The sequence below is a fragment of the Kitasatospora sp. NPDC056783 genome, from assembly GCF_042789895.1.
Taxonomy (GTDB): Bacteria; Actinomycetota; Actinomycetes; order Streptomycetales; family Streptomycetaceae; genus Kitasatospora.
The window spans coordinates 1-6,753 of the sequence record NZ_JBHUAF010000445.1; the positions used below are offsets into that span (position 1 = coordinate 1).

At 76.0% G+C, this 6,753-nt stretch carries 5 protein-coding genes; 2 read left to right on the forward strand and 3 right to left on the reverse strand.

Annotation, left to right across the window (positions count from 1 at the left end; genetic code table 11):
- Positions 1-48 precede the first annotated feature (48 nt).
- From ACFRMQ_RS36335 to ACFRMQ_RS36345, 3 genes are all read right to left on the reverse strand, one after another.
- Positions 49-2,661 carry an ABC transporter permease gene (locus tag ACFRMQ_RS36335; protein WP_380735105.1) on the reverse strand — a complete coding sequence of 871 codons (2,613 nt, stop codon included), beginning with the start codon at positions 2,659-2,661 and terminating at the stop codon, positions 49-51.
- Positions 2,658-3,458: an ABC transporter ATP-binding protein gene (locus ACFRMQ_RS36340; protein ID WP_380735106.1), complete on the reverse strand. Its 801-nt coding sequence runs from the start codon at positions 3,456-3,458 to the stop codon at positions 2,658-2,660. The genes ACFRMQ_RS36335 and ACFRMQ_RS36340 overlap by 4 nt, the downstream gene beginning before the upstream one ends.
- A gap of 212 nt (positions 3,459-3,670) precedes the next feature.
- Complete coding sequence (locus ACFRMQ_RS36345; protein WP_380735107.1) at positions 3,671-4,495, reverse strand: TIGR04222 domain-containing membrane protein; 825 nt, start codon at positions 4,493-4,495, stop codon at positions 3,671-3,673.
- Positions 4,496-4,704: 209 nt separating this feature from the next.
- Here ACFRMQ_RS36345 and ACFRMQ_RS36350 point away from each other — a divergent pair, with 209 nt between their 5' ends.
- Complete coding sequence (locus ACFRMQ_RS36350) at positions 4,705-5,223, forward strand: MarR family winged helix-turn-helix transcriptional regulator (RefSeq protein WP_380735108.1); 519 nt, start codon at positions 4,705-4,707, stop codon at positions 5,221-5,223.
- Positions 5,214-6,470: an MFS transporter gene (locus ACFRMQ_RS36355; RefSeq protein WP_380735109.1), complete on the forward strand. Its 1,257-nt coding sequence runs from the start codon at positions 5,214-5,216 to the stop codon at positions 6,468-6,470. The genes ACFRMQ_RS36350 and ACFRMQ_RS36355 overlap by 10 nt, the downstream gene beginning before the upstream one ends.
- The last annotated feature ends 283 nt before the right edge of the window (positions 6,471-6,753 follow it).

Here is a 6,753-nt window from a genome sequence, read left to right on the forward strand (position 1 = left end):
GCCCCGGGGCCCTCGGACCGGGTCGGCGGCGCGGCGCCTCGCCCCGGCTCAGTCGGTCGCCGCCAGTGGCCGGTTCCGCAGCAGGGCCCGGGCCGGCAGGGCCGTCGCCGCGAGGCAGAGCACCACGGCCGCCGCGGCCAGCGGCAGGGCGGCGCCCGGCGGGACGTACGGCGCGGTGCCCGCGAGGCCCCGGGCGATCGGCACCAGGGTGATCCAGGCGATCCCGCTGCCCAGCAGCAGCCCGGCCGCGGCCACCAGCAGCGCCTCCCAGCGCACCATGCCGCGGATCTGACGGCGGGTGGCGCCCGCGAGGCGCAGCAGGGACACCTCGCCGCGCCGGTCCAGGACCGTCATCACCAGTGTGTTGGCGGCGGTGATCGCCGCGAAGCCACCGAGCACGGCCGCCATCACGGAGTTCGCCCAGTCGCCGGCCTCGCGCCGGCGGTCGGTCTGGGCGACGTACCCGGCGCGGTCGGCCACCGTGAGTCCGTAGGCCGTGGCCGTGGCCGTGGCCGTGCCGCCGGCGGAGGCGGAGGCCTCGGTGGGCAGCTTCGCCAGCCGGGCGGCGACCTCGGCGCGGTCGGCGCCGGGCGCGTCCGCGACCAGGACCTGGCTGTCGTAGGCCACGCCCGCGTGCGCGGCGACGGCCGCCCGGGGCAGGACCAGCTGGCCGAAGCCGAGGCCGCGCTCGTAGGTGGCGACGACCGTCAGGTGGGCCTGGGCGCCGTCGCCGAGCCAGAACGCGGCGCGGTCACCGGTCTTGAGGCCGAGCTTGTCGGCGAGGGACACGTCGAGGGCGACGGTGTCGGCGCCCCGGGCGAGGTCGGCGAGCGAACCGGTCCGCACCCCCAGGTCGAGGACCCGGGGCAGGGCGGCCGGGTCGCCGGAGACACCGAGGGCACCTGCGGAGCGGAGCTTGCCGGCCGAGCGGTAGACGGCGCCGGTGCGCAGCACGCCCACCGCGGCGTCGACGCCCGGCACCCGGGCGGCCTGGTCGGCGGTGGTGGCGGGCAGGCCGGGGCCGGGGGAGCCGAGCACGTGGTCGGCGACGACGCCGTCGCGCACCTGCTCGCCGGTGGCGTGCTGGACGCTGCTCTGGATGAACAGCATGGTGCCGCAGAAGGCGGTGGCCATCGCGATGGGGGTGAGCACGGACGTCAGTCGGCGGGCGTTGGCGCGGGTGTTGTCGGCGGCCAGCGAGCCGGCGGCGCCGCCCGCGCCCGCCCGCAGCGGCAGGCCGAGCACCCCGGCGGCGGCCCGGGCCACCCAGGGGCCGAGCAGGGCGATGGCCAGCAGGAAGCACATGACCACGCCGAGCGCGGTGCTGGCGGCGTTCTCGCCGTCCAGGCTCGCCGCGACCACGGTCAGCACCACGCCGCCGACGATGGCGACCACACCGAGGAGCGCCCGCACCACACCCATGCGGGCCGGCGGCACCGACGCCTCGCCGAGGGCCTGGCTGGGCCGCAGGTTGGAGGCCCGCCGGGCGGCCAGGTGACCGGCGGCGAGTGCGGCGAGCAGGCAGGTGGCGACGGCGACGAGCGCGGGCAGCGGGCCGACGTCCAGGTCGACGCCCTGGGGGACGGCGCCGCGCGAGGCGAGGCCGTCGAACCACCACCGGGCCAGGACCACTCCCGGGACCAGGCCGAGCAGGCCGGCGAGGGGGGCCACCAGCACCGCCTCCGTGGCGATGGTGCGGCGGATCTGGCGGGGCGTCGCGCCGACGGCGCGCAGCAGGGCGAACTCGCGGGCCCGTTGTCCGGTGGCCAGGGCGATGGTGGACACGACGACGAAGACGGCCGTCATGGTCGCGCTGCCGCCGAAGGAACCGCCGATCGCGATGAGCAGCGTCCGGCCGTCCCCGAGCGCCGGCTGCTCGACGGAGCCCCGGTCGTCGCCGGTGACCACCCTGAGCCCGGTGGGGGAGGCCCCGGCGGCGTCCCGGCCGGCGGTGTCGCGCAGCGCGTCGCGCAGTTGCCGGGCGAGGTCCCCGGCGCTGACGCCCTCGCGCGGCTGGACGGCGATGGCGTCGACCCGGCCGGGGTGGCCGGAGAGCCGGCCGGCGGCGTCGTCGGCGAACCAGGCGGTGGGGCCGGCGCTCTGCGGCGCGGCCAGTCCGGAGATCCGGTAGGTGCCGCTGCCGCCGGGCGCGACCAGGCTCAGGCTCGCGCCCGGGGCGAGGTGGGCGGCGCCGGCGGTGGCGGCGTCGAGGACGACCTCGCCGTCGCCCGGGGCGCGGCCCTCGACCAGGGTGTCCGCGCCGCCGGCGATGCCGAGCGCCGCGTACCCGCGCCCGGTCAGGCCCGGCGTCACGGCGCCCGGCTGGAGCGGGAAGGCGGAGTCCGCGCGGGCCGCCGCCACACCGGGCTGCGCGGCGACGCGCCGCGCCAGGGCGGCGTCCACCCGGGCCCGGCCGGGGACGGGCCGGTCGTAGGTCTTCTCCTTCTTGCCCGTCCTGCGGACGATCTCGACGTCCGGGTCGGCCGCGACGACGACCGGCGCGCTCGCATAGCGGACGGGGGGCACGGTGGCGGTGATGCCGGTCTGCAGCATGGTGCCGCAGGCCATGATGACCGCCGCGGCGAAGAACAGGGCGATGAACGTGCCCGCGAAGGAGGCGGGCCGAAAGCGCACCGAGGCGCGGGCGAGTCCGTTGCTCACGCCGCCGCCCCCAGCCGGGCGGTGGCGAGCGTGACCATCCGGTCGGCGACGGCCTTCGGATCCGGGTGGGCCAGCTCGCCCGCGAGGGCGCCGGCCGCCAGGAAGACGGCACGGTCGGTGAAGGAGGCCGCCACCGGGTCGTGCGTCACCATGACCACCGTCGCGCCCATCGTGTCCACCGCGTCCCGCAGCAGGGTCAGCACCTCGTGCGCGGTGCCGGTGTCCAGCGCGCCCGTCGGCTCGTCCGCGAACACCACGTCCGGGCGGGTGACCAGCGCCCGCGCGATCGCCACCCGCTGCTGCTGGCCGCCGGACAGCTGGCCCGGCCGGCGCGAGGCGTGCTCGCCCAGACCGACCTGTGCGAGCAACTCCCTTGCCCTGCCGCGGTCCTGACGCTCACCGGCCAGACGCAGCGGGAGCAGCACGTTCTGCAGCACGCTCAGCGAGGGCAGCAGGTTGAACGACTGGAACACGAACCCGATCCGGCTGCGCCGCAGTTCGGTCAGCCGGTTCTCGCTCAGGCCGGTGATCTCCTCACCGCCGAGGAACACCTCGCCGGAGGTCGGCTTGTCCAGGCCGGCGGCGCACTGGAGGAAGGTGCTCTTGCCGGACCCGGAGGGGCCCATGACGGCGGTGAAGGTGCCGTGCCCCAGCGCCAGGTCGATGCCGCGCAGCGCGTGCACGGTCTCGGGGCCGCGCCCGTAATCGCGCCACACCGCCCGTAACTCGATCGCGGGCCGGGTGGGGGCGGCGGAACCGGTCGGCCCGTACGCGGAACGGTCGTGGCGGCGTGCCATGGAGTTGCCTTCCCTCGTGGATCGTCGCTGGTCGATCGACCTGATCCAGGCTAGGAACGGCGGCCACGGCGAGCCATGGAGGCTGCTGGCGGACGGGGGGTGGGGTTAACCCCCGGGCACCGGGGGCGGGGCGGAGGGGGCGTGCCCGGGCGCCGGTGCGCGTGGGGCGGCGCGGGCTCCCGTGTCAGAAGTCCCCTCCTCAGAAGCCCCCCTCAGAGGCCTCCTCCGCAGCCCATGCCGCAGAAGCCCACGCCGTAGTGGGAGCTGGGGGCGCGCTTGCGCGCCCGGGCGAGGGAGGCTTCGTAGCAGATCCGCAGGTCGTGCTTGGCGGGCAGGGCGGACAGCCCGTCCAGGGCCACGGCCGCCGGTCCGTACCTGCGGCCGGTCGGCCGGGCTTCGGCGAGCACGCGGACGCCGAGTCCGGTGCGCGGGTCCCACACGCTCAGGGGCATCCAGATCCGGTGGTTGACCAGCCAGGCGGCCGCGAACAGCGCGGCGAAGGGCACCAGCGGGACGAGCCCGTTCTCGTGCCGCGCGAGCGTGATCACGAGGGAGGCCACGCCCGCCACGGTCACCGAGGCGAGAACCACGGCCGTCCAGTCGTGGACCCGCCGCACCCGGTCGCGCAGCTTGTCGTCGTAGTGCAGGCCCTCGGCGGGCAGCCGGTCGCGCAGGGCCACGGCCGGCGGGCTCCGGTCCAGCGACGCGAGCACCTCCCTGAGGTCGCGGGTGCGGGTGGGCCCGAACTGGCGCGCGGCCTCCTCCTCGAAGACGCCCTGGGGGCCGGCCGGGGGCGTGGTCAGGGTGAGGTCCCCCGAGCGGGAGGCGACGAGCAGGCCCGTGCCGTGCATCTCCAGGATCTTCAGCTCCGCCAGGTGGCCCGCCAGGCAGGCGAGTTCGTCCCGTCCGAGGTCGAACTTCCGCCCAGCCGCCAGCCGTTCGGCCCGGTACAGCTCGTGCAGCGCGGCCCGAGCGCGCGGCCGGACCACGGCCAGCGCCGTCCCCGTGACCAGGAACAGGATCAGTACCACCCACATGGCGCCCCCCTATGAGTCAGTCCAGTGTGGGGACGCCGGGGCCGCCCGGCAAGCCCCGGCAGGCCCCGGGAGGGCGCGGACGGGGGCCGGGGGAGGGCCCGGAGTGCGCCCGGGACCACACCCGGCGCACCCGGCGCACCCGGCGCTCACGCCTTCGCGCCCCATGAAAAAGCAACAGCACTTATACAAGCGCTGTTACGATGCGCCGCATGGCCGACGACTCCCGCGCACCCGCCCCCCACCCACCCGACCCGACGAGGCAGAGCCTCTGGCGCCCGCTGCGCCTGCTCCAGGCCTCGATGGACGCCGACATCGCCCAGGTCTACGCCGAGCGGCGGATCGACGGGCTCAAGCCCAGCTACGTCATGGAACTGCTGCGCCTGCACGCCGACGGCCCGATGACCATCGCGGAACTGGCCGAGTCGGTCCAGCGCACCCACTCGGCGCTCAGCCAGAAGGTCGCCGCGATGCGCGAGGCCGGCTGGGTCCACACTGTCGTCGGCGACGACGCGCGCACCAGGAAGGTCGCGCTCACCGACCGGGCGCGCGGCGTCGTCGACCGGCTGGCGGCGGAATGGCGGGCCACCGAGGCCGCGATCGCCGACCTTGAGGCGGAGATCCCCTACCCGCTCTCCCGGGTCGTCACCGACATCGAGCGGGCCCTGGAGCGCAGGAGCTTCCGCGACCGGATCGCCGGGAAGCTGGCGCAGGACCCGGCATGGGACTGAGGCGCACCCTGATCGACGTGACCCCGTTACGGTCGTCACCGGCGTTCCGGCGGCTGTGGATCGGGCAGGCCCTGTCCGGTTTCGGCAACCAGATGACGCTCGTCGCCGTCATCTTCCAGGTCTGGCAGTCGACGGAGAGCCCCACCTGGACGGGCGCCGTCGGACTGGCCCAGGCGGTCCCGCTCATCGCGCTCGGACTGTTCGCCGGATCGCTCGTCGACCGGGTGGACCGTCGCAGGTTCTACCTGCTCGCGCTCGGAGGACAGGCCGCGTGTTCGATCCTCCTCGCGGTCCAGGGCTTCCTCGGGAACGTTCCCGCCGCCGGCGTCCTGGCGCTGGTCGCCCTCCAGTCCTGCTTCGTCGCGGGCAGCGGCCCCGCCTCGCGCACCTTCATCCCGCACCTGCTGCCCAAGCACCAGCTGGCCGCGGGTCTGGCACTGCGAGGAATCGCGTTCCAGGCCTCCATGCTGCTCGGCCCCGCACTGAGCGGACTGCTCGTGGGCCGGCTGGGGGTCGGCGCCTGCTACCTGGTCGACGCCCTGACCTTCACCGCCGCGCTCTACGGCGCGTTCGGCCTGCCGAGGACGGACCCCGGGGACGAGCCCGCACGGCCGGGCCTGCGCGGAGTGCTCGACGGCCTGGCCTTCCTGGTGCGCACCCCCGTCATCCGCGGGGCCCTGCTCACCGATCTGGCGGCCACCGTGCTGTCGATGCCCACCAGCCTGTTCCCCCTGGTCAACGCCGAACGGTTCGGCGGCGACCCCCGCACCCTCGGGCTGTTCCTCACGGCCGTCGCCGTCGGCGGCGTCACGGCGTCGCTGTTCTCCGGGGTCTTCACCCGGCTGCCCCGCCCCGGCCTGGTCATGCTCGGCGGATCGGCCGTCTGGGGCGTCTCGTTGGCGCTGTTCGGACTGACGCCAGACCCCTGGGCCGGGCTGGCCTTCCTCGCCGTGGCCGGCGCCGCCGACACCGTCTCCGTGGTCTCCCGGAGCACCGTCGTCCAGACCCACACCCCGCCCGAACTGCTCGGCCGGGTGAGCGCCGCCGAACAGATCGTCGGACAGGCGGGGCCCGATGTCGGCAGCATGCGCGGCGGCCTCGTCGCGGACGCCACGTCAGGAGCGGTGGCCCTGGTCAGCGGTGGCCTGCTGTGCCTGGGCGCCGTCGTCGTGCTGGGCGCCACTACGACGGACCTGCGCGGCTCCACCGCACCGCCCGATCCGCGGGCGGCGCCGGCCGGCCCGTGAGCCCCGTCCCGAGCGCACAGGCCGTCCACCGGTTCGCCACCGGACCTGCCGGGTCGGGCCCGTCGTGGGCTGGGCTCGCCGCTATTTCGACAGTTGACGAAGAACGCCACCCCCGGGCCGGGGGCGGCGGCCAGCGCTACCGGTACCAGCGCTACCGGTACCACGCGGACACGGTGATGAACGGCGGCCGCTTCCGGTCGTACTGCGGCGGCTCCGGCGTCCAGACCTTCGAGGTCTCCGACGTCCACCTGTAGCCGCTCGCGTCCCCGGCCGGGTCCGACCC

What these genes read in the sequence shown, in the direction of transcription:
- ACFRMQ_RS36355 (WP_380735109.1), top strand. Translation starts at nt 5,214, where the DNA reads ATGGGACTGAGGCGCACCCTGATCGACGTGACCCCGTTACGGTCGTCA.
- ACFRMQ_RS36345 (WP_380735107.1), bottom strand. Translation starts at nt 4,495, where the DNA reads ATGTGGGTGGTACTGATCCTGTTCCTGGTCACGGGGACGGCGCTGGCC.
- ACFRMQ_RS36340 (WP_380735106.1), bottom strand. Translation starts at nt 3,458, where the DNA reads ATGGCACGCCGCCACGACCGTTCCGCGTACGGGCCGACCGGTTCCGCC.
- ACFRMQ_RS36350 (WP_380735108.1), top strand. Translation starts at nt 4,705, where the DNA reads ATGGCCGACGACTCCCGCGCACCCGCCCCCCACCCACCCGACCCGACG.